This window comes from Undibacterium sp. Ji49W, from assembly GCF_049340205.1.
Classification (GTDB): domain Bacteria; phylum Pseudomonadota; class Gammaproteobacteria; order Burkholderiales; family Burkholderiaceae_D; genus Undibacterium.
The window spans coordinates 139,940-161,883 of the sequence record NZ_JBMPOW010000018.1 but is presented as its reverse complement, the minus strand read 5'-3'; the positions used below and the strand labels follow the sequence as shown (position 1 = coordinate 161,883).

The 21,944-nt window shown below is 52.1% G+C and carries 25 protein-coding genes; 19 read left to right on the top strand and 6 right to left on the bottom strand.

The features are described from left to right. The first annotated feature begins 52 nt into the window (after nt 1–52). Nucleotides 53–1,072 carry an alpha/beta hydrolase family esterase gene (locus tag ACO0LK_RS21260; protein ID WP_422978587.1) on the top strand — a complete coding sequence of 340 codons (1,020 nt, stop codon included), beginning with the start codon at nt 53–55 and terminating at the stop codon, nt 1,070–1,072. 250 nt (nt 1,073–1,322) lie between these two features. Continuing rightward, on the top strand, nt 1,323–2,228 hold the full coding sequence (locus ACO0LK_RS21255) for a hypothetical protein (protein ID WP_422978585.1): 906 nt from the start codon (nt 1,323–1,325) through the stop codon (nt 2,226–2,228). A gap of 262 nt (nt 2,229–2,490) precedes the next feature. Here ACO0LK_RS21255 and ACO0LK_RS21250 read toward each other — a convergent pair whose 3' ends face one another. Beyond that, a complete protein-coding gene (locus tag ACO0LK_RS21250; protein ID WP_422978583.1) occupies nt 2,491–2,919 on the bottom strand; it encodes an NINE protein in 429 nt (142 codons plus the stop codon). Between the two features lie 185 nt (nt 2,920–3,104). On the opposite strand from ACO0LK_RS21250, the gene rpsP reads away from it, so the two are divergent. The 9 genes from rpsP (at nt 3,105) to ACO0LK_RS21205 (ending at nt 9,771) form a co-directional block, all read left to right on the top strand. Further along, nucleotides 3,105–3,353, top strand: coding sequence for a 30S ribosomal protein S16 (rpsP, locus tag ACO0LK_RS21245; protein ID WP_186947492.1), 249 nt, complete (start codon nt 3,105–3,107; stop codon nt 3,351–3,353). 11 nt (nt 3,354–3,364) lie between these two features. Continuing rightward, nucleotides 3,365–3,907, top strand: coding sequence for a ribosome maturation factor RimM (gene rimM, locus ACO0LK_RS21240; protein ID WP_186947493.1), 543 nt, complete (start codon nt 3,365–3,367; stop codon nt 3,905–3,907). Between the two features lie 25 nt (nt 3,908–3,932). After that, nucleotides 3,933–4,679 (top strand): tRNA (guanosine(37)-N1)-methyltransferase TrmD, encoded by a 747-nt coding sequence (gene trmD, locus ACO0LK_RS21235; protein ID WP_422978580.1) that lies wholly within the window; start codon nt 3,933–3,935, stop codon nt 4,677–4,679. Between the two features lie 130 nt (nt 4,680–4,809). Then, complete coding sequence (gene rplS, locus ACO0LK_RS21230) at nt 4,810–5,193, top strand: 50S ribosomal protein L19 (RefSeq protein ID WP_186947495.1); 384 nt, start codon at nt 4,810–4,812, stop codon at nt 5,191–5,193. Between the two features lie 186 nt (nt 5,194–5,379). Beyond that, the gene (locus ACO0LK_RS21225) at nt 5,380–6,048 is read left to right on the top strand and encodes a CoA pyrophosphatase (RefSeq protein WP_186947496.1); all 669 of its coding nucleotides are present in this window, start codon (nt 5,380–5,382) and stop codon (nt 6,046–6,048) included. Between the two features lie 276 nt (nt 6,049–6,324). Further along, nucleotides 6,325–7,275: a CobD/CbiB family protein gene (locus ACO0LK_RS21220; RefSeq protein ID WP_186947497.1), complete on the top strand. Its 951-nt coding sequence runs from the start codon at nt 6,325–6,327 to the stop codon at nt 7,273–7,275. 110 nt (nt 7,276–7,385) lie between these two features. Further along, nucleotides 7,386–7,958, top strand: coding sequence for a GNAT family N-acetyltransferase (locus ACO0LK_RS21215; protein WP_422978577.1), 573 nt, complete (start codon nt 7,386–7,388; stop codon nt 7,956–7,958). A gap of 28 nt (nt 7,959–7,986) precedes the next feature. After that, nucleotides 7,987–9,126, top strand: coding sequence for an acyltransferase family protein (locus ACO0LK_RS21210; protein ID WP_422978575.1), 1,140 nt, complete (start codon nt 7,987–7,989; stop codon nt 9,124–9,126). A 312-nt stretch (nt 9,127–9,438) separates the two neighbouring features. After that, nucleotides 9,439–9,771 carry a DUF3579 domain-containing protein gene (locus tag ACO0LK_RS21205; protein WP_186947500.1) on the top strand — a complete coding sequence of 111 codons (333 nt, stop codon included), beginning with the start codon at nt 9,439–9,441 and terminating at the stop codon, nt 9,769–9,771. 68 nt (nt 9,772–9,839) lie between these two features. Here ACO0LK_RS21205 and ACO0LK_RS21200 read toward each other — a convergent pair whose 3' ends face one another. Next, on the bottom strand, nt 9,840–10,751 hold the full coding sequence (locus ACO0LK_RS21200) for a LysR family transcriptional regulator (RefSeq protein ID WP_422978573.1): 912 nt from the start codon (nt 10,749–10,751) through the stop codon (nt 9,840–9,842). 105 nt (nt 10,752–10,856) lie between these two features. On the opposite strand from ACO0LK_RS21200, the gene ACO0LK_RS21195 reads away from it, so the two are divergent. The 5 genes from ACO0LK_RS21195 to ACO0LK_RS21175 all read left to right on the top strand — a co-directional run bounded on the left by ACO0LK_RS21195 (nt 10,857) and on the right by ACO0LK_RS21175 (nt 16,129). Further along, complete coding sequence (locus tag ACO0LK_RS21195) at nt 10,857–11,588, top strand: histidine phosphatase family protein (RefSeq protein ID WP_422978569.1); 732 nt, start codon at nt 10,857–10,859, stop codon at nt 11,586–11,588. Between the two features lie 36 nt (nt 11,589–11,624). After that, the gene (locus tag ACO0LK_RS21190; RefSeq protein ID WP_422978567.1) at nt 11,625–12,389 is read left to right on the top strand and encodes an SDR family oxidoreductase; all 765 of its coding nucleotides are present in this window, start codon (nt 11,625–11,627) and stop codon (nt 12,387–12,389) included. Between the two features lie 24 nt (nt 12,390–12,413). Continuing rightward, nucleotides 12,414–12,863, top strand: coding sequence for a PaaI family thioesterase (locus ACO0LK_RS21185; protein ID WP_422978565.1), 450 nt, complete (start codon nt 12,414–12,416; stop codon nt 12,861–12,863). 76 nt (nt 12,864–12,939) lie between these two features. Further along, nucleotides 12,940–14,166: an acyl-CoA dehydrogenase gene (locus ACO0LK_RS21180; protein WP_422978563.1), complete on the top strand. Its 1,227-nt coding sequence runs from the start codon at nt 12,940–12,942 to the stop codon at nt 14,164–14,166. A 259-nt stretch (nt 14,167–14,425) separates the two neighbouring features. Next, nucleotides 14,426–16,129, top strand: a complete 1,704-nt coding sequence (locus ACO0LK_RS21175) for a long-chain-fatty-acid--CoA ligase (RefSeq protein WP_422978562.1) — start codon at nt 14,426–14,428, stop codon at nt 16,127–16,129. Between the two features lie 70 nt (nt 16,130–16,199). Here ACO0LK_RS21175 and ACO0LK_RS21170 read toward each other — a convergent pair whose 3' ends face one another. From ACO0LK_RS21170 to ACO0LK_RS21155, 4 genes are read right to left on the bottom strand one after another with little or no spacing between them, the layout of a single operon-like run. Continuing rightward, nucleotides 16,200–16,382 carry a hypothetical protein gene (locus ACO0LK_RS21170; RefSeq protein ID WP_422978560.1) on the bottom strand — a complete coding sequence of 61 codons (183 nt, stop codon included), beginning with the start codon at nt 16,380–16,382 and terminating at the stop codon, nt 16,200–16,202. Between the two features lie 49 nt (nt 16,383–16,431). Further along, entirely contained in the window at nt 16,432–16,908 is a 477-nt protein-coding gene (locus ACO0LK_RS21165) for a hypothetical protein (protein ID WP_422978558.1), read from the bottom strand. 34 nt (nt 16,909–16,942) lie between these two features. After that, on the bottom strand, nt 16,943–18,412 hold the full coding sequence (locus ACO0LK_RS21160; protein ID WP_422978556.1) for a TIGR01777 family oxidoreductase: 1,470 nt from the start codon (nt 18,410–18,412) through the stop codon (nt 16,943–16,945). Continuing rightward, on the bottom strand, nt 18,409–18,873 hold the full coding sequence (locus ACO0LK_RS21155; protein ID WP_422978554.1) for a cell division protein: 465 nt from the start codon (nt 18,871–18,873) through the stop codon (nt 18,409–18,411). The genes ACO0LK_RS21160 and ACO0LK_RS21155 overlap by 4 nt, the downstream gene beginning before the upstream one ends. A gap of 235 nt (nt 18,874–19,108) precedes the next feature. Between ACO0LK_RS21155 and ACO0LK_RS21150 the strand changes: the two genes are divergently transcribed. The 3 genes from ACO0LK_RS21150 to pal all read left to right on the top strand — a co-directional run bounded on the left by ACO0LK_RS21150 (nt 19,109) and on the right by pal (nt 21,834). Further along, nucleotides 19,109–19,771, top strand: coding sequence for a response regulator (locus ACO0LK_RS21150; protein ID WP_422978552.1), 663 nt, complete (start codon nt 19,109–19,111; stop codon nt 19,769–19,771). After that, nucleotides 19,768–21,093, top strand: a complete 1,326-nt coding sequence (locus ACO0LK_RS21145) for an ATP-binding protein (protein ID WP_422978550.1) — start codon at nt 19,768–19,770, stop codon at nt 21,091–21,093. The genes ACO0LK_RS21150 and ACO0LK_RS21145 overlap by 4 nt, the downstream gene beginning before the upstream one ends. Before the next feature lie 210 nt (nt 21,094–21,303). Next, nucleotides 21,304–21,834 (top strand): peptidoglycan-associated lipoprotein Pal, encoded by a 531-nt coding sequence (gene pal / locus ACO0LK_RS21140; protein WP_422978615.1) that lies wholly within the window; start codon nt 21,304–21,306, stop codon nt 21,832–21,834. The last annotated feature ends 110 nt before the right edge of the window (nt 21,835–21,944 follow it).

Genomic DNA, 21,944 nt, shown 5'->3' with positions numbered 1-21,944 from the left:
TGATCCAGAGTGATAAGGCGTGAGGATAAAGAGTGAAAAATAGAACGCATTCATGACTAAGCGCATAGGCACGGCACTATGGAGAAAATCTTTCACCCGTATCGTCAGCAAGATGGCGAAGACAGCGACACGGGCGGGATCCAGGGTGATCAGGGAAGCGCTGACGACGGTGCCGGAAAATCGCAAACGCGTACCGGTTACAACACGACCGGTGTCGAAAGAGCGCAGCGAGCCCGGATTGACTGTCGGCATGACAGGTGCAAGGCGCTATCGTCTGTATAAGCCACCTGGCGTGCGGGGCACGGAATCTATTCCTCTGATCGTCATGCTGCATGGTTGCGGACAAGATGCCGCAGCCTTGGCAGCAAGTACCAGAATGAATCAAATTGCCAGGCGCGAACGTTTTCTTGTGCTTTACCCTGAGCAAGAGCGTCTTGCGAATGTTCAGGCTTGCTGGAACTGGTACGAAGCGCGCTCGGGCAGGGCGCAACGCGAGGCTGATTCTATTGATGCAGTGATCGATCAAATTTGTTTGACACAACCAGTGGATAGTCGTCGCATTGCGCTGGCCGGATTGTCTGCGGGAGCCAGTATGGCTGCACTTATGGCGATACGACACCCTGAACGTTTCCGGGTGCTGGCCATGCATTCCGGCATTGCAACGGGCCTTGCACATTCATCCGCAACGGCCATCATGGCAATGCGAGGGCGCAGGCTTGTGGCAGATGCGCTGCCAGCAGGATTGAAGTTACCAGCTTTGTTGATCATGCAGGGCAGTAAAGACCGCGTGGTTGCTCCCGTCAATAGCGCATTGCTGGCGCAACAATGGACTGCCCAATCGGGGGCGAAAGCGGGCGTGCCACGTACCGTTCAGCGCGGCGCACGTTACCCGGCAACGATTACCGATTATCGTATCCAGGGACAAATCGCCATCACCTTATGTGAGATAAATGGACTGGATCATGCCTGGAGCGGTGGCGCTGCGGGCCATGCCTATAGTGATCCCAAAGGTCCTGATGCATCCGGCATGATATGGGCTTTTGCACGCAAACAATTTGCATATGCAGTCTGATTTCTGCCATTGCAGATCAATCTGCCTTTTACGTGCAGCTTCGCTGCGTTCTTTCAGTCTGGTAGCGTTCAAATCATTGTCCGCAAGTTTGGACTGAGGGCAGGCTCTTTCACTGGTGTGCCAGTGTTCGTCAGCGTACAGACATCAACTACTGAGGCGCATACGCTAAAGTCACTCTCGAAGATTTTTGATGAAAAGACTCCAGAACTCCTTGCGAATAAAAACCAATTGAAAGCGGATGGATACTTCTATGAACAACAATACGACTGATGCAAATATGCTGGTAGTCACCCAGGAAAACGCTTCCCGTTCAGGCACTTCAGGCGTGTCCTGGGGGGCGGTGCTGGCCGGAGCGGTCGCAGCGGCAGCACTGTCCCTGATACTGTTGATGCTGGGTGCCGGGCTGGGTTTATCTTCGGTGTCGCCCTGGTCTTATAACGCGACTGTAATGGGTATATCCACCATTGCGTGGCTTGCTTTTACCCAGCTTGCGGCTTCTGGTATAGGTGGCTATATCGCGGGTCGCTTGCGTATCAAATGGAGCAATGTGCATGACGATGAAGTGTACTTTCGCGATACCGCGCATGGCATGCTGGCATGGGCCGTGGCTTCATTATTGACGGTGGGTTTGCTGGCCAGTGCTGCACACAGCATAGTGAGTGGCGTAGTTGATACGGCAGAGAAAGGTGCGGGTATCGCAGCGACAACAGCAGTCGCAGCGGCAGCAGGAACGCCGGCAACAGGTAGCCCAAAAATGAATCCCGCTGATTATTTTACGGACATGTTATTGCGCTCCGGGCAGGCTTCTACAGATAGCAATGCTGCACACATGGAAGTGAGCAGGATTTTATCTGTTGGTGTTGTGGCGGGTGCACTATCGCCGGGTGACCGGGATTATTTGGCAAGCATCGTCGCCAAACGCACGGAAATGACACCGGCTGATGCAGCAAAACGTGTTGATGCAATCTTTGAGCAAATGAATAAGGTGGTAACAGATATTGGGAATGCGGCTAAATCAGCGGCTGATCAGGCACGCAGGGCTGCCGCAAATTCTGCCTTGTGGATGTTTGTCTCACTGCTTCTCGGTGCGTTTGTGGCCAGCCTGGCAGCAACACTGGGTGGTCGTCAACGTGACCAGGCACATGTGATTTCATAATCATCACCCTTGCTTCCTGGTGGGGCAGGGTATACCTCATCGACTATTTTTTTGGAGCCTATCATGCGTTCAATTTTACTTTTACTGCTCGGCATACCTCTGCCTATCGTTATTCTGATTGCCTTGTTCGTTCGTTAATACATCGGTATCGTTGAGGCAAGTAAAAATGCCCCCGAAAAAATTTTTCGGGGGCATTTTATTTATTCAGGTAGATGTCGCATGGCGCACGCTACAGGTGCTATTTTTCTGCTCGGTAATCAGATCAACCGTATGCGCCACCGGTGTATAGCAGGTCAAAGGTGCGGGCAATGGCGGCGATCAGCGTAAATGCGCCTACACCCAGTGTCAGCACCAGCAGCAGGGCCAGTGGCCAGGTTGACTCGCTGGTTTTACCGGATTTGCTATTATATTTTGCGTCCCATTTTTCATCCGGTGTCAGGCCCATGACCAGTGCTTGCAGTATGGCGGCCAGGAAAGAAATCAGCAGCAGGCTGTATTGCACGATTTCGGGTTTGCCAAAATAGAAATAGTGGATGACCATGCTGAGTGGCAGTGAACTGAAATGCAGCCAGCCCCACTTGTCTTTTTTGCCAGCAAGATAAAAGCGGTGCAGGCCTATGCAGCCAAATACGGCGGCCAGCAATGCTGTCAGGGCTTTATTTTTATGCGGTGTGGTATTGGCGAGTGTCATTGCAGCATGTCATCAAAGTGGAAGCTGTGATTGTATGTCAAGCCGCCCTGATGTGTCGGAATAGTCACGTTGATCAATAAAAATGCGTTTGCGCAAGGGAAAAGTGGGATAGTCCTTGCGACTTGCTTAAGAAACGGGCTATAATCTACAGCTTTTTCCGCGTTCAGACATTTTTTGGAAATATTATGGTCGTTATTCGTTTAGCTCGTGGTGGCGCAAAAAAGCGCCCTTTTTACAACATCGTTGCAACTGATTCCCGTAATCGTCGCGATGGTCGCTTTATCGAGCGTATCGGTTTCTACAATCCTGTAGCAACTGGTAATGCCGAAACAGTACGTGTAGCAGCAGATCGCCTGGCATACTGGCAAGGTGTTGGCGCGCAATTGTCGCCAGCAGTAGCTCGTCTGGTAGCATCCTCCAAAGCTGCAGCTTAATAGCCGCTTTGATGTCTGCTGGAGTTCATGTTCCTGATGATCTGGTCCTGGTGGGCTATATCTCGGGAGCATTTGGTATTCATGGCTGGGTAAGGATACGTCCTTATTCTGCTGATGCTGATGCAATGCTGTCAGCAAAGACCTGGTGGTTGGATAAACCTGAGTTGCGTGATGTTGATCGCATGGAAGTCAAAATCCATGGCGAAGACGTGGTTGCGCGGCTGGTAGGTGTGCCTGACAGAAATGCCGCAGAAGCGCTGAAAGGTGCAACTGTGCAAATTTCTCGCAAGCATTTTCCTGCTTTGGGGACCGGTGAATTCTATTGGCTTGATCTGATAGGTTTGCAGGTAGACAATCTTCAGGGTGAAAATTTAGGTGTCGTCAGGGATTTGATGGACAACGGTGCACATCCGATTTTACGGGTTGCGGCAGCGGATGTACCCGAGAATGAACTGGCGAAACACGAACGCCTGATTCCTTTTGTAGAGACTTTCGTCAAGGAAGTGGATCAAAAGACAGGCAAAATCCAGGTCGACTGGGGTTCGGATTATTAAGCTGATGCATTCAGAAGGCATAAGCATGCAGTTCGATGTCATTACGCTGTTTCCCGAAATGTTCGCTGCCATTACCCAATCTGGTGTGACCAGGCGGGCGTTCGAGCAACAAAAATGCGAATTGAAGCTGTGGAATCCACGTGATTTCACCACAGACAGGCATCGTACCGTGGATGACCGGCCTTACGGCGGTGGCCCCGGCATGGTGATGATGGCAAAACCTTTGCAGTCGGCAATTGACGCGGCAAAGCAGCGCCAGTCTGTCTCGGCACAGGCGGTACCCAAGGTCGTTTATCTGTCGCCCCAAGGCAAACCGCTGACCCATCAAAAGGTCATGCAATTGTCCGAAGCTGCGGGTCTGGTCTTGTTGTGTGGCAGATATGAGGCCGTTGATCAGCGTTTGCTCGACAGGTATGTCGACGAAGAGATCAGTCTTGGTGACTTTGTGCTGTCTGGCGGTGAATTGCCGGCTATGGCCCTGATGGATGCCGTGATACGGCAAATCCCCGGCGTCTTGCATGATGAGTCGTCGGCAGTGCAGGACAGTTTTGTCAATGGTTTGCTGGATTGCCCGCATTACACCAGGCCAGAAGTATTTGAAGACGAAACCGTGCCTGCCGTGCTGATGGGCGGCAACCATGCCGAGATCGAAAAATGGCGCCGTCAGTGTGCACTGCAAGCCAGTCAGCTAAAGCGCCCGGATTTGATCGCCGCAGCCCGGGTTGCCGGTTTGCTGAGCCGTGCCGACGAAAAGTTTTTAAGCAGTTTGTAGTATTTTTCAGCTTCAGGGCTGAAATCTTTAAGCGTGAATCAATTGATTCACATGTTAAACCCCATCCTCTACCGGGCATCAGTCAGAACCAGATTCTGCGGCGTCGGCAAGATGGTCATAGGAGTAAAAAATGGATCTGATCCAAAAATTAGAGCAAGAAGAAATTGCTCGCCTCGGCAAGAACATTCCTGACTTTGCGCCAGGTGACACAGTTGTAGTGAGCGTCAACGTTGTTGAAGGCACACGCAAACGTGCACAGGCTTACGAAGGTGTTGTTATCTCCCGTCGTAACCGTGGTTTGAATTCCAACTTCATCGTCCGTAAGATTTCTTCCGGCGAAGGCGTTGAGCGTACATTCCAGTTGTATTCCCCACTGATCGCTTCTATCGAAGTGAAACGTCGCGGTGACGTACGTCGCGCCAAGTTGTACTACCTGCGTGAACGCTCTGGTAAATCTGCTCGTATCAAAGAGAAATTGCCAGCACGTAAGGTTGTTGCTGCAAAAGCAGAGTAATATCTGTTATTGCCGTATCGAAAAAAGGATGCTCAGGCATCCTTTTTTTATTGCTTTTCTTTAAATTTTTTCAAATGCTTTTTAGCGTGCCCGGACAGGCAAAGCAGGCTCTGTCCCGGTGTGATTTAAATCCCCCGCGATTGTGATAGCAATTCCGGGCCTGATTTGCTTGTAGACTTTTTCATCGTGAGCAACATTTTTCTGAATCCTGAATCCCTGCCCATCCAATCCGTGGCGACCGAGCCGGCGGTGCCTGTCAGCCGCCTGTCGCCAGCGTGGTTGCGTGCGCGTTTTGCCCAGCCGCCCGAGTGGACACCAGAAATCAATGATGAACATTCACTGTCCAGGAACCTGCCTTTTCGCCCGGCATCGGTACTGATACCCATCGTCATCCGCCAGAGCGGGCTGACCCTGCTGCTGACCGAGCGTGCAGCCAATCTGAATCATCATCCTGGCCAGATCAGTTTCCCTGGTGGGCGTTTTGAAGAAGAAGACATCAATCCGGTAGAAACCGCGCTGCGTGAAGCAGAAGAAGAGGTGGGTCTGAATCGCCGCTATGTGGATGTGCTGGGCCATTTGCCGGATTACCATACTGGCACCGGTTACCGCGTCAGCCCCGTGGTGTCGCTGGTAGACCCCGGTTTTGACCTGCGGGCCGATCCTACTGAAGTTGCATCGATTTTCGAGGTGCCCCTGGCTTTCCTGATGGATGGCCAGCATCACCAGCGCCGCCTGTTTGAACTGCCAGACGGCAGCGGCCAGAGGCAATTTTATTCCATGCCCTATGAGCAGCATTTCATCTGGGGAGCCACCGCCGGTATGCTGCGCAACCTGTTTCATTTCTTGCGCGCATGACAGCAAAAGACTTGCCTTCTTGTGTCCTGAGTTACTAATTCGTTGAATAAATCCGGCGAGAATCGATACGATACTGCCTCGCAAATGCGCGCAAGGCACCAGCCTTGCTGTGCTTTGCTCCTTGTCTCATACCGATTTCGCCTGATTTATTTTTCAACGAATTAGTAACTCAGGACACTGAACAAAGCTTCATAATCTGGGCAAATCGGTTTACACTTGCCGCATTTGCAAATTCATTGTTGCCAGCCTTGCGCTGCAACATCAATTCAGTCAATTATGACCTTTATTTCGATTCTGTTAGCTCTGTTGATCGAGCAGCTCAAACCCTTGCGTGCGGATAACCCTATCTATACGCAAATTCAGACGCTGGCTGAAAAAATCGAGGCCTCGTTCAATGCCGGTAAAGTCAAGCATGGTCGCCTGGGCTGGTGGATCATAGTCGGCCTGCTGACTGTGCCTACTGCGCTGATCTACTGGCTATGCCATCGCCTGAGCCCATTTGCGGCCCTGATCTGGAATGTGATCATCGTTTACCTGACGCTGGGTTTTCGTCGTTATAGCCACTATTTCACGTCGATACAATTGGCCCTGAGTTCAGGTGACGAAGACGCCGCCCGCCGTTATCTGGCGGAATGGACGCATCTGGACACCACTGGCTTGGATGTGTCTGAAATTTCAAGACTGGCTGTCGAGCGTTCGCTGATTGCCAGCCATCGCAATGTGTTTGGTGTGTTTTTCTGGTTCCTGATGCCCGTAGGGCCAGCCTGTGCCGTCATGTACCGCGTGGCCGAATACCTGTCGCGTGCCTGGAATGAACCCGACCACATGAAGAATGAAGAATTCGGTGTCTACGCAGCCCAGGTGTTTTACTGGATAGACTGGATACCAGCCCGCCTGACAGCCGTTGCCTTTGCCGTTGTCGGCAATTTTGAAGATGCTGTGTATTCCTGGCGTAATTATGCTGATCGCTGGTCTGACGAAGCGGTGGGTATTATCCTTTCCGCCGGTGGTGGTGCACTGGGCGTGCGTCTGGGCGAGCCAGAAGAAAAAGCCATGGTCTTGCAGGCCGATGCCAGCGCCGTCGATGTCGACAGCCTGGAACTGGAAAGCCAGCCCGGTGCCGAAGCATCACCCAGAGCCCTGCAAAGCGCCGTGGGTCTGGTCTGGCGCGCCTTGTTGCTGTGGATGCTGCTGTTATTGCTGCTCTCTTTTGCTGCCTGGGTATAAATAAAGAGCTGGCGCTCATGCTGCCAGCTTTTTTCTTCTTGCATGCGTGATGCCCTGTCTGCCCTGTCTGCGCAGCCACCATCCTGATATGAAAACTGCCTGCTGATCACATGAAAAAAATTATCGCCCCTGGTATTTGCCTGCGTGCCTTTGAGGCGCAGGATGCAGAACAATTTACTGCTATGGTGCTGGAATCGGTCCCTACCGTGGGTCGCTGGATGTCATGGTGCCATGCCGGCTTTACGATAGAAGGCACGCATGAATGGTTTGACACCTGCAACCGTGGCCGCGCAGAAGGCACAGCCTATGAATTCGGTATCTTTGCTGAAGACGGCAAGGAATTGCTGGGCGCCTGTGGCTTGAATCTGATCAGCAAGATGCACAATTACTGTAACCTCGGCTACTGGATCAGGCAATCCAGGCAGGGGCAGGGTATAGCCACCCGGGTGGCACGCATACTGACCGAAGCCGGATTTAAAGAACTGGGCTTTAACCGTATCGAGATCGTCGTGGCCGAAGGCAATGAACTCAGTATGCAAGTCGCCAGAAAGCTGGGTGCGCTGCATGAATGCACAGCCCGTAACCGTTTGATGGTTGGTGGCTTGCCGGCAGCGGCTTCGATCTATTCGCTGATACCGCAGCAATGGCCGGCACTGCCATATCAGATCATTATCGAGAGTTAAGTTTTCATATCAGGAGAGGGGAGCTTGTATGCAAGTGCTTGTTTCCGCCAATGACACTTCCCCCAGTGCCAGCCCTGATGCTGCCCATACCCATCACACTGCCCGCAATGCGACCATAGACATTGCCAAAGGGCTGGGGATTATCCTCGTGGTGTTCGGCCACAACTGGATCATTGCGCATGATCATGGCGAATTATTTCGTATTGTCTTTTCTTTCCACATGCCCCTGTTCTTCTTTCTATCTGGTGCTGTGTTTCATCATGATGCCGGTTTCCGGGACTTTCTGGTCTTCAAGGCGGATGCGCTGCTGAAACCGTATTTTGTGGTGCTGCTGGCCTGGGGGGCTTTTCGCATTCTGTTTGGGCATGTGCCATGGGATACTTACCTGGCCGGCATGTTATATGGCACTGGCAGCACCATAGAATGGGTGCCGTTATGGTATCTGCCGCACCTGTTTTTAGCCATGCTGGCAGCCTGGGGCCTGCTGCGTATCATCGATCATTTTGACGCCAGACAGGGTCTTGTTGCGCTTGTTACTACACTGCTGCTTGGCCTTGGGATCGTGCTGACACAGTTTGTGGCCCAACTCGACGGGCAAGCCTATACCCATCTGAACCAGGTACTGGGGAACCGGCAAAACAACTTCCCCGGCCTGCCCTGGAGCGCTGATCTGCTGGGCATCAGCACTGCCTTTATCCTGCTGGGTTATCTGTGGCGCGACAAGGTCATGCATTTCAAGCCGCAGCCATGGGGCGTGGTGCTGGCTGGCCTTACCTTCGTGGCCTTGCATGTGCTGTTTGACGACACCATAGATTTGAACATGCGCCTGTACGGCAGTTGGTGGGTTTCCACGGCACAGGCACTGGCTGGTATTTACCTGTTGTTGAGTCTGGCTGACGTACTGGGAAAATGGAATGCAAGCAGGCGGGCTCTGGCCTATCTGGGCAGCAGCAGCCTGTTCATCATGATTTTTCATTCATGGATAGAGTGGAAGGTGTTTGCCCTGCTGGGCAAGTTGGATGCCCTTGGGGATGCGTCATGGCATAATTATCTGCACGCCAGCATCGCCCTGGTATGCGGCCTGCTGTTGCCTTTGCTGATGCTGGAAGCGGTGAAAAGACAAAGTTTGCTGACCAAATTGCTACTGTCGTTAAGAGGCCGGCTGTAAAAAATCAGGCAACATCTTGTGAGTCAGCGCTGCACAAGTCATTACCACGTAGCTTGTCTGTGTTCATATACGAAGACCTTGCCGGTTCGGGCGCAAGCTGCTGCTTTACTATGGTCCAAAATGAACTATATTAGCCAGATGCCATCCTGGCTTTCACATGCTGGAACGGATTTTGCAAAGACTCGTAATATATCTACCTGGCGATTTTGATTCAAGTCTTCTATAAGATATAATATGGAAGTATTTTGAAAGCTTGGTATCACATAATGATGTTGAGCTTTATTCACTCTTGCTTTATCGCAAGCCGAGCACATGGCCGATACCAAAAAAACGCAACAAGTCCGCGAGTTTTTCATCCAGGGCATCACCAGTGATGGGAAGCAATTTCGCCCCAGTGACTGGGCAGAGCGCCTGTGTGGAGCCATGTCCTGTTTCAGCCCTGACGGTGGCCGTCACTCGCATCTGCAATATTCACCTTATGTTCGCCCCATCCTGCTGAATGGCGTGCGTTCTGTCGTGGTCAATGAAGCCATACGTGAAATCGAACCGCTGGCCTACCATTTCGTGGTCAGTTTTGCCAAAGATAATGATTTGCAAATTATCGATGCCTGTCTGTTGCCAGACGAGCCCAAGGCCGGTAAATAAATTTCGCCAAATCCTATCTGGTTTAGTTGCAAGCTTGGGTTGCAAGCAGAGCCATACTTTGTTCCTTGTCAAACCGTCTGGTTCTGAAACGCCGCTATCACCTGTTGTCTTAGCCAGCGATTGGCCGGGTCATTTTCCACATTCTGGTGCCAGTACAGGTACACGTCCCATGAAGGCATGGCTACGGGTAGAGGAAATATCTGGTTGCCAAACTGTTCATTCGCAATGCGCGCATAGCCTTCCGGCATGGTCAACAACAAATCGGTCTGGCTAACCACCCTGCAAGCGGCGAAGTAATGCTGGCAGCGCAGGCGTATGCGTCTTTGCAGGCCCAGGCGACTCAGTTCAAAATCTTCCAGACCCATACCCTTGCGGCGTGAGCTTGCCAGTATGTGTTCAGCCTGCATATACGTGTCCAGATCCAGCTTGCCATGAATGTTGGGGTGATCACGTCTTGCCAGCACGAAGGTATTGCCTTGCACTACCTTCTGGCGGTGTATTTCATTTGGCAATGGCAACAACATGTCAATCGCCAGATCCAGGCTGCCAGCTGCCAGTTCACTGACCAGTTCCCGCCTTTCTACCTGTATCGCTGCCAGATTGATTTGCGGTGCCTGCCGCGTAATGCTTTCCATTAATGGTGGCAGGGCAGTCGATTCCAAAACATCACGTAAGGCAAGATTGAACTGTTTGCTAGCCAGTGCCGGATCAAACTTGTCATTCTCGGTCAGCGTCACTTCCAGCCCGCGCAGCGCCTGCCGCACAGGTTCTATGATGCTGCGCGCCAGCGGGGTCGACACCATTGTCTGCCCCTGGCGTACAAACAGCGGGTCATTGAACAATTGCCGCAGGCGGTTCAAGGCATGGCTGATGGCTGGCTGGGTCAGGTTCAGTTGCTGGCTGGCACGGGTCACGCTGCCTTCGGTATAGATGGCAACAAAGACGGTGAAAAGGTTTAAATCGACACGGGATAAATGCATGAGATTAATTAATTCAGATAATAACTATTCATTTGATCAATTATAGGCGCGGGCATACACTTTGTTCATTGATTTACACATGATTTTTCGCATTGGAAGCAATAAATGGCAGCTTTATATCTGGTCAGGCACGGGCAAGCTTCATTCGGTAGCCAGAACTATGATCAATTGTCTGAACTGGGCGAACAGCAAGCACGCCACCTTGGCCGCTGGTGGGCAGAGCGTGATATGCAAGTGTCGCGGGTTGTTACTGGGGCCTTGAAACGGCACCAGCAAACCGCACAAGCCTGCATCGCAGAAATGCGGCAACAGGACCTTGATGCACTCGATACATCTGCATGGCATTGTGATGCCGGTTTCAATGAGTACAACCATCATGAAGTCCTTGCGCGGCATGTGCCGGCCTTTGATGACCCGGCAGCGGTCAAACATTTCCTTATGAATACGCCGAATGGCAAGCAGGCCTTTCAGGATATTTTTGCCCAGGCCATCAGCCGCTGGATGTCGGGTGAACATGATACTGAGTATGTGGAAAGCTGGAATGCATTTCGCCAGCGTTGCGTCACCGCCATGCACAAACAACTGGCGATTGCTGATGATGCCAAAAACATTGTCGTGTTCACCTCTGGCGGCACCATATCGGCGCTCTGCCAGCATGTGCTGGGTTTTCCTGATCCGCGCTTTGCTGAACTCAACTGGTCGCTGGTGAATAGTGCCGTCACGCGCTTTCATTTGCAGCCGACAGCAGATGGCGTATTGCGTCCTGCACTGGCTTACCTGAACAATTTTTCGCATCTTGAAGTGTTGAATAATCCCAAAGCAATTACCTACGTATAAATAAATAAGAAACCAAAGAGACGAGAGAGATTAGAAATGACAGCAATGTTCGATTTAACCGGCAAGGTCGCACTGGTCACCGGCGCCAGCCGTGGCATAGGTGAAGCGGTTGCCAAAACCCTGGCTGCCAACGGTGCTTATGTCATCGTTTCCAGCCGCAAGGCAGAAGCTTGCGAAGCCGTGGTAGCAGCCATTATTGCCGCTGGCGGCAAGGCCGAAGCACGTGCCTGCCATATTGGTGAAATGGCGCAGATTGATGCCCTGTTTGCCGACATTACGGCAGCGCATGGCAAGCTCGATATTCTGGTCAACAATGCCGCCACCAATCCGCACTTCGGGCATATCACCGAGACGGATGTGGGTGCCTTCCAGAAGACGGTAGATGTCAATATACGTGGCTACTTCTTCATGTCTTCTGCCGGTGCCAAACTGATGGCAAAACACGGTGGTGGCAGCATCATCAATGTGGCTTCCGTCAACGGTGTGGTGCCAGGTGCCATGCAGGGGATTTATTCCATCACCAAGGCGGCAGTCATCGCCATGACCAAATCCTTCGCGCTGGAATGTGCGGCCATGGGCGTGCGCGTGAATGCCTTGCTGCCAGGCGCGACGGACACCAAGTTTGCTTCGGCCCTGTTCCACAATCCTGTCATCCTCGAAAGAGCACTGACCCGCATACCGATGAAGCGCATTGCTGAACCCGATGAAATGGCGGGCACGGTCTTGTACCTGGCATCGAATGCGTCCAGCTACACCACCGGGGCCTGCATCAATGTTGATGGCGGTTATCTGGTTAGTTAATACGGCAAATAACAAGGCGCGATCATGAAACCGGCATACGTGGCAAGCAATCCAGATTACGCAACGCAACTGAAGAGTCTGGTGCTGGCCATGCCCATGGCGCAATGGCTGGGCATACAGTTTGTGATGGTGGAACCGGGCGAAGTGGAACTGGATATTGCCTACCGCGAAGAACTCAGTTTCGTACCCGGAAAGATGCAGGCCACAGCGATATTTGCAGCGGCAGATTTTGCCGGTGTTTCTGCTGCCGGCACCCTGTTGCCACCGGGCTGGATCAACGCCAGCATAGACAGTAGTTTAAAAATAGTCGCTCCCGCCGATGGTGAAAAACTGCGGGCACGCGGACGTGTGGTTTCACACGGGAAGTTATTGACAGTCAGCGCCGCAGAGGTTTTTTCTGTACGTGATGGCGAAGAGGTTTTATGCGCAACAGCATTGCTGACGGCGCGCAATATTGAGCTACAAAGAAAGTAAAGCGGGCATAGCCATGTCCATTTGAAAAAACTGAACAAACCGAGCTAACTGAACAAACAAGGAAAAAGGACACATCATGGATTTTCAATACAGCCCCAAAGTCAAAGATTTGCAGGCACGCCTGATCGCTTTCATGGATGAGCACGTCTATCCAAATGAAAAGACTTTCTTTGGCGAGATTGCTGCCAACCGCAAGGCAGGCAATGCATGGATACCGACCAAGGTCGTTGAGCAACTGAAAGCCAAGGCGCGCGATGCCGGTCTGTGGAACCTGTTCTTGCCAGAATCTGGCCATGGTGCAGGTTTGACCAATCTGGAATATGCACCGCTGTGCGAGATCATGGGCCGCGCTGTCTGGGCACCTGAAGTATTCAATTGCTCGGCACCCGACACAGGCAACATGGAAGTATTTGCCCGTTATGGCACGCCGGAACATCAGGAACAATGGCTGAAACCATTGTTGCGTGGTGAAATCCGTTCCTGCTTCGCCATGACAGAACCGGCAGTGGCGTCATCTGACGCCACCAATATTGAATCATCGATAGTGCTTGACGGCGATGAGTACGTTATCAATGGCCGCAAATGGTGGTCCTCCGGTGCCAATGATCCGCGCTGTAAAGTGTTCATCTTCATGGGCAAGAGTGATCCTGATAATGCTGACCGCCATAAACAGCAATCGATGATCATCGTGCCGCGTGATACACCGGGCGTGACCATCCTGCGCGCCTTGCCGGTATTTGGGTATGACGATGCACCGCATGGTCATGGTGAAGTGCTGTTTGAAAACGTGCGCGTGCCCGCATCCAATATCTTGCTGGGCGAGGGCCGAGGTTTTGAGATTGCCCAGGGCCGTCTGGGGCCTGGCCGTATCCATCACTGCATGCGTTTAATCGGTTTGGCAGAACGTGCACTGGAAGACATGTGTAAGCGCTCGTTGACACGTGTGGCCTTTGGCAAACGCGTAGCAGAGCAGGGCGTGACATTGGAACGCATTGCCAATGCCCGCATCCTGATCGACCAGGCACGCTTCCTGGTCCTGAATGCCGCACAGATGATGGATACGGTAGGCAACAAGGCAGCCGCCAAAGAAATCGCCATGATCAAGGTGGCAGCACCGACCATGGCTTGCCAGGTCATCGACTGGGCCATACAGGCGCATGGCGGTGGTGGCGTGTCGGATGATTTTGGTCTGGCGTATTCATACGCACAAGCCCGTACCCTGCGCCTGGCTGATGGCCCGGATGAAGTACACAGGAATCAGATCGGCAAGATGGAGTTGAAAAAATATACGGAGAAAAAATAATTACTTGTAGTTTCATAAGTGCGATTTACGGGTAGTTCCGGATTGGTCCTTCCTCTTTTTGAGGCAGGGCTTTTCCGACGTTAACTTCCCAGTTTTCCCAGTTGGCTGACATTTTCAGATGCTAATCGGGACTTATGCAAAATTGTCCCAGCAAGGCGTAGCGACGAAGACAGTACTTTAGTACAAAGTTTGTACTGACGGTCGCTACAACGCAGCTGGGGCGGTTTTGCGTAAGTCCCACTTAAAAAGAGAGACAAAAATGCGCGACTTACAACCCTGGATCAAATCTTACCCCGCAGGCGTGCACTGGGACGCCAACCTGCCCATCAGCAGCGTGCCACAATTACTGCATGATGCCGTCGCCAAATGGCCGGACTTGCCCGCACTGGAATTCATGGGCAAAAAGACCAGTTATGCGGAACTGCAAAAACTGGTGAACCAGGCCACCAAAGGCTTTCAGCAACTGGGGGTGAAGCCCGGCGTACATGTGGGCCTGTATTTGCCGAATACACCGCATTACGTCATCAGTTTCTTTGCGATCTTGCAGGCCGGTGGCACCGTGGTGAATTACTCGCCGCTGGATGCCGAGAAAGTGCTGGAGCATAAAATTGCCGACAGCCATACCGATATGCTGGTAACGCTGGACATGGTCATGCTGTATCCGCAAATGGCCAAGATGCTGGGCCATACCCGTCTGCAAAAAATCATCATCGGCAATATCCCGGAAATGACGCCTTATCCGGATGCCGTCAGGGCGAATCTGGACAAGGCCGGCCAGCTCAGTACGATTCCAGACAATGCACAACATCTGCTGTTTGCAAAACTGCTGAACAATGATGGCGAATACGCGCCCATTGCGGCAATCGATCCCAAAGAAGCCATCGCTACCCTGCAATACACGGGCGGCACCACTGGTCTGCCCAAGGGGGCCATGCTCACCCATGGCAACCTGACCACGGCGTGCAGCCAGATCATGGAAACCACCAATATCGAGCCGCGCGTGCTGGAAGAGGGCAAGGAAAAACTGCTGGCTGTGCTGCCGCTATTTCACATCTATGCGTTGACGGTGGACATGTTGTTTGGCATACGCCTGGGTGCAGAGATTGTCTTGCATACCCGCTTTGATGCTGATGCCGTGGTGAAGGATCTGGCGAATAAGAAGATCACGGTATTTCCCGGCGTACCCACCATGTACACCGCCATCATCAATCATCCGCAGATTAAAGAATATGATCTCAGCGCACTGAAGTTTTGCAATTCTGGCGGCGCACCCTTGCCGACGGAAGTACTGCAACAATTCCAGGCACTGACAGGCTGTACCCTGCTGGAAGGCTGGGGTATGACTGAAACCTCACCCACTGGTACCTTCACACCTTTAGGTGGCGTGCGCAAGACAGGTTCCTGTGGTTTGCCTACGCCCGGCATCAGCTTCAAGTTTGTCAGCATTGATGATCCGCGTCAGGAGGTGGCACCGGGTGAACGCGGTGAAATCTGTGTCGCTGGTGCGAATATCATGAAAGGCTACTGGAACAAGCCAGATGCGACCCGTGAAGCTTTTACTGCCGATGGCTATTTCCGCACTGGCGATGTCGGGTACATGGATGCGGACGGTTTTGTGTACATCGTTGACCGTACCAAGGACATGATTCTGTCGGGTGGCTATAACGTCTATCCACGCAATATCGAAGAAGCGATTTATGAACACCCGGCAGTAGCCGAGGTCAGCGTCATCGGCATCCCCGATTCTTATCGCGGGCAGGCGGCAAAGGCCTTTATCAAACTCAAGGCAGGGCAGGCCGTATTCAGTTTTGATGACCTGAAAGACTTCCTCAAAGACAGGCTGGGCAAACATGAAATGCCGCAAGCCATGGACATTCGGGCTGAATTGCCCAAAACGCCGGTAGGAAAATTGTCCAAAAAAGAATTATATGAAGAAGAGGCGAAGAAACGGGCAGCGTCATAAAATAGGTATGTCGGCTGGTTAGTTGCGCGTTTTGGCGGCTTTTCTTTGTTGTGAGAAAGGCCGCATTTTTTTATCCTTGTTTCTTGCTTTCAGCGGGCCCGGCTTGCTCTGGTGTTTGCAATGCGCGCAATTCTTCCTTGCTGCATTCCACGACGATGGTCCGGGTATCAATGGCCTGACTCAGGCTGCTTACCTGTAGTTCAGGAACGGCTTTTCTGGGGCGCACGGGTTGTGGGTGATGCAGAAAGAACATGGCGTACTCCTTGAATTTGGATGAACAGATTGAGACCAAATTCCAAATTTCAAGCCTGATTAACTTGTCGTAGCGTTTGCACGGATCTATTTTCCCGTAGGGGATCGTGAGACCGGCAATTGCCACCAGTCCGGATAATGTATTGCTTCCTCAAATCTGTCATAAACTTGGCGGTGACAGTGTAAGGATTTCCCAATCCAGAGCGGAAGTAATGTAAACCTGCGATATATTCAGGTTGAAAATTGATCTCTATTTTTCCCTCCATTAGCCACGTTGCTGGAATATTTTGTCTGTGCATTAGTGCATGCAGCTTCACTTTATAGTCATACATGACAGCATTAAACGCTGTGCTTTCCGGAGTGCATACAATATTCAGCAGATCTAGCGTCACCAAAGAAATAGATTGCTCATTCGCAAAGCGGCACAGCTTGCCTATTGCCCAATATCCTTCCAGATCATTATTGCGGCTGTTAAAGCTATCTGCAATCCCGGCAGCAATTGATTTGAGTTGCTTTCTGCGCGACACGAATTTTCCTTGTTCTTTTTAATTCATCTCAATCTTAAATCAAATCTTTCAAAGCACTACGCAAATCCGGGTAATCAAAGCGGAAACCCTCTTCCAGCAATCTTGCAGGTGCTACGCGCTGTCCTTCCAGCAATAAGTCAGCCTGTTCGCCCAGCATCAGGCGCATGGGCCAGGCAGGGGTAGGAAGGATGCAAGGGCGACGTAAAACACGCGCGGCGATGGTACTGAACTGTTTTTGTGTCACACTTTCAGGTGCCGTGAAATTATAAGTGCTGTCCAGTGGCAGGCTGGCTTCATGCTGCCAGATGTGGGCAATACCACGCAGCACATCATGCACGTGTATCCATGACTGCCATTGCTTGCCACTACCCAATGCACCACCAAGGCCCAGTTTAATGGGCAAGAGCATCATCCCCAGCGCACCTTGCTGACCAAGAACGACGCCTAAGCGCATCCTGGCGACCTTGACACCGCAGGTGCTGGCGGCCTGGTTTGCCTGTTCCCATTCCTGGCAAAGTTCAGACATGAAGATGGATTGCGGTTCTGCATTTTCGGTTAATTCCCTGTCGTCACCCCGGGCCTGTATGCCGTAGTAGCCGATGGCTGAAGCTGCCAGTAAAAGCCTGGGTTTGCTGTCTGCCTTGTTGATCCATTCAATGATTTGTTTCGTCAGACCGGTGCGGCTTTGGCGCAATTCTGCTTTACGTTTTTCTGACCAGCGCCAACCCAGTATGCGTTCACCTGCCAGGTTGATGATGACATCCACACGCTGATTGGCTGGCAGGTCCTGCATCGTAGCAATCGCCTTGACCTTGCCGTCGAATTTCCAGTTGGCCTGTTTGGGATTGCGGCTTAGCACCGTTACTTGTTGTCCGTCAGCCAGCAAGGCCTTTACCAATAATGTGCCGATAAAGCCAGTAGCGCCGGTGACCAGAACCTGCTCTGATTGGTCGCTAAAATGAATCATGTTTTTTCCCCTTTCTTTGATTGCCAGTTTGCCCAGTCGCAGCGCTGCAAGGCCGTCACGTACACCAGAAATGCCTACGCCTGCGCCGCACAGGGCCAGGAATACGCTAAGCCAGCCATGCGGCTGCCACGACATATATGTCGGTGCCTGCCACCAGCCTTGCGTATCGAATACACACAGGACCAACAAGGTGATGAAAGCGCCACCGTTGATGGCGAGTATGGTGTGAGTAACACGCTCGGTTGCGGGTAGCAGGCGGGTCTGGTCTTCAATGACAAAGTCCCATAAGGTGAGGACGATTTCTACGCCAAATACTAGCAGCAATACGATAGACCAGTTTCCCTGCCATACCCAGGCCGACAAACCAATGAAAAGTAAACTATAGATTAGCGCACGGACTGCATGTATGCCCAGTTCCTTGCGGGCACTCGCTCGTTGCGCCAGTGCCTCCGTCAATTCGTGGTGATACAGCGTATCGAAAGCACCAAGCAAACCTTGAGCGGCCATCAGTTGCAGGGCAATGAGGTGAGTGTTCATAGATTTCTTCCTGAGACGGGAGCATCCATTTTCCAAAGTATGAACAACGGCGGGATCATGCTCAGTACAGCAAACGCATCAACCCAGACATTCACCAGCATATCCGCCTGCATGGAAATCAGCATGTCTTGCGGTGCCCATATCAGGATACCTATCATCAGCCACAGCCACGCAAAGCGACTGCGATGCCGGTTGCCGAGATACACCAGCGCACCCATCCACAAACCGACTGTTTGCACGGTTGCGCCGAACAGACTCATCCACCAGACCTGCATAGTGCGGGCCGCATCGGGCGCAGCCTGGGGCCAGAAGTGACGTTCGATGTGCTGGTGATATACCTCAACCAGCCCGGTATTCGCTAACCACGGAAGCAGGGCGCCAATCACAAAATGAACCATGGCTGCTGCATACATCCAGCGTATCAACCAGGTTCTGAGCAGAATATGTTGCTCTTGTTGCATTTCTTTTCCTTTATTTCTTTAATTTCTGTCGTTACAGAAATTAAAGATCATGCGACGGCGACTGTCAAGTCATTTGCGACATATCTTTCAACTTATCCTTCAACTTATCCTTCAACTTATCCACCAACAAATCTTTCAACTTGTCGTTCAACTTCAGCCATGGCGTACAATCCACGCTGCACGTTTCCCTCGCAAACCAAACCCACATTAAACCCACATTAAACCCATATCAAACATGAAAGTCCTGCTCGTCGAAGACGATCCCATGATCGGTGAAAACATCCAGATCGCGCTGGAGAGTGAATCCAATCTGGTCGACTGGTTAACCAGTGGTGAAGCCGCAGAGGCCGCATTGCAAATACATAGTTATGATGTGCTGCTGCTGGACCTGAGCCTGCCACAGCGCGATGGCATGGATATCCTGAAAGCCTTGCGCAAACGTGGTGATACCCTGCCGGTGCTGGTGATGACAGCACGTGATACCGTGGCGCAGAGAGTGCAGGGTTTGCATGCCGGGGCGGACGATTACCTTATCAAACCCTTTGACCTGGATGAACTGATCGCCCGCATGCATGCCTTGCTGCGCCGTTCACGCGGGCGGGTGGATAGCTCTTATGTCTGTGGCGAGGTGGAGGTGGACTCGACCACGCGCCAGGTCTTCAACGCCAAGGAACAAGTGATTTTATCGGCGCGTGAATGGACCATACTGGACGCCCTGATCGCCAGGCCAGGTGCCATCCTCTCGCGCAGCCGGCTGGAAGAATTGTTGTTTGGCTATACGTCTGAAATTGAAAGTAATGCCGTCGAAGTATACATCCACGGTTTGCGAAAAAAGCTGGGGCAGAAATTCATCGTCAACGTGCGCGGCGTCGGTTACATGGTTGAGAAGAACGCATGAAATCCCTGCGCCTGCAAATGATGCTGCTGTTTGGCATAGCCATTCTGACTGCCGCCGCCCTGCAGTTTGCCACATCCCTGCATGCTGCCATCAGCGAAGCCGACAAGCTGTTTGATTACCACATGCAGCAAATGGCCCTGGCTCTGCAAGACGGCGATTTTGATCAGGTAGACTGGCATACCCTGCCCGGTACCGAGATGGATGATTTTGATTTTGTGGTACAGGTATGGTCAGAAGATGGTGCCAGGGTCTACCAGTCACGCCAGCATCGCAGCCTGCCGAAACAGGCCGCCCTTGGCTATTCCACCGTCAACTTGGAAAACGGTGACTGGCGCGTATACGCCGCTGAAGAAAACAAACGTGTGATTCAGGTCGCACAAAAAATCAGCGCCCGTCGTGAGCGTGCCTTTTCATTCGCACTCAGCACCCTGTGGCCTGTTATCCCGGTATCCATCTTGCTGTTTTGCGCGGCGTGGTGGGGCGTCAGCTCAGTGCTGGCACCACTCAACCGCATCGGTAGCGAACTGGCCAATCGCAGTGCCAATTCCATCGATCCGGTGTCAGACAAAGGTTTGCCCGGCGAAGTGTCCTTACTGGTGACAGAACTAAATTCGTTGCTTAGCCGCATGGGCCAGGCCCTACAGGCGCAGCAGCGCTTTGTCGCGGATGCCGCGCATGAACTGCGTTCACCCATCACAGCCCTGCGCCTGCAAGTACAAAACCTGGGGCGCGCCAAGGATGAAAACACGCATGATCAGGCCGTCAACCGCCTGCTGGGTGGGGTAGACCGCGCGTCGCGCCTGGTGGAACAATTGCTGGCATTGGCCAGGCAAGACCCAACGTCACAGGCGGCAGTCAGCTTCAGCCCGACCTTGCTCAACGCCTGTGTGGAGCAGGCCGTCAGTGACGTGACCCCGCTTGCCGTTTCCAAGAAAATCAGCATCACCAGCCAGATGTCTGCGAATACAGAATTGATGGGCGATGCCGAAAGCCTGCGCGTCATGATACGCAACCTGCTGGACAATGCCGTACGTTATATCCAGGGGGAAGGGGCAATCTACATTACCCTGATTGACGATATAGGCGGTATACAACTGGTGATCCAGGATTCTGGCCCCGGCATACCCGAAGCCGAACGTGAGCGTATTTTTGATCGTTTCTACCGTGTCGCCGGCAGCAGTGCCAGTGGCAGCGGCCTGGGTCTGGCGATTACCAAAGCCATTGCCGATCGCCATCAGGCAAGCATACAGATGGCCCAGGCTGCCATCGGCGGGCTGGAAGTACGCATACAATTTTCGGCTTCCCTTCGCCATGCAGGTTAAAGATAGCCGAAAATTGGCTGACAAATATTGTAAAAATCATCAATCTCAGGGTAAAAATCCCTGTTTTATCTCTATCCACGGGTATTTTTTAAGATTCGCCTAAGTTTCCTAGGGCACCATAGCGAAGTTTTGTAATACCTGTGGTGTGTACTTCCCCGCTTCAGGTTTGAATTCATTAATTAAAACTTCGAGGAAATTTTCATGCGTGCAATCAACACAATCAAAAGCGCCGCCAGTCTGGCAGCAGTAGCAGTTTTATTGGCAGCCTGTAACAGCACACCCATCAAACCGGCAGAGCCAGTTGCACAGCCACAGCAGCAACCAATACCAAAACCAGAAGCAAAAAATGACCGCATCGTGACGCCTGTTGTTGTCAAAGATGAACTGGATGATCCGAACAGCCCATTGGCGAAACGCAGCGTGTATTTCGATTTTGACCAATACGTTGTCAAACCAGAATACAGCTCTACCGTGAATGCCCATTCCAAATATCTGGCTGCCAACAAAGGTAAAAAAATCCTGATTCAAGGTAATACCGATGAACGTGGTGGCCGTGAATACAATCTGGCGCTGGGCCAGAAACGTGCTGAAGCCGTACGCAAGTCCTTGTCCCTGTTGGGCGTACCTGAAGCACAAATGGAAGCCGTTTCCCTGGGTAAAGAAAAACCAAAAGCAACTGGCAGCGATGAAGCTTCCTGGGCAGAAAACCGCCGCGCCGATATTATTTATTCCGGCAAATAATGCTTGAAAAGGGAACCTGTGGTTCCCTTTGTATGACCAGACCATGCGGTGGTACATTTGATCGTTATCAGGTGTGCTGCCAATTGGTTTTTTTGTTTTTGATACATGTA